The organism is Oceanobacillus alkalisoli (genome assembly GCF_021556485.1).
Taxonomy (GTDB): Bacteria; Bacillota; Bacilli; order Bacillales; family Amphibacillaceae; genus Oceanobacillus; species Oceanobacillus alkalisoli.
Genome location: NZ_JAKGBW010000062.1, coordinates 1 through 303 on the forward strand (window position 1 = coordinate 1; position 303 = coordinate 303).

Genomic DNA, 303 nt, shown 5'->3' on the forward strand with positions numbered 1-303 from the left:
GTATGGGCTCCCCTGGGAACGTTTCGGGGCCTTCGTAGATGTACTTCTGGCACTTGTCCCCTTTGATAGGGGACCTGCCAAGCCCGCCGCGGAAGCCGATCCCTGGACCGGGTCGGATCCGGTATGTTACGTCGTGGATAGAGCCTGTGTGGATCTTGTCGCCGTTTGTGTCCACGACGGCCTCCCCGTTGGAGAGCAAAGCTCCAGAGATGATGAGAGTGCCGGAGAAGAGGAAGATGAGGAGAGGGTTGTAGCTGGTGGGCGCCGTCATGGTGGAGTTGGGAGGTTTTGCTTTGCTTATTG

The 303-nt window shown here is 58.4% G+C and carries 1 protein-coding gene; it reads right to left on the reverse strand.

Annotation, left to right across the window (positions count from 1 at the left end; genetic code table 11):
- Positions 1-303, reverse strand: a 303-nt coding sequence (locus LZD48_RS18505; RefSeq protein ID WP_235764141.1) for a Kunitz-type protease inhibitor, incomplete at both ends; no start/stop codon positions are given.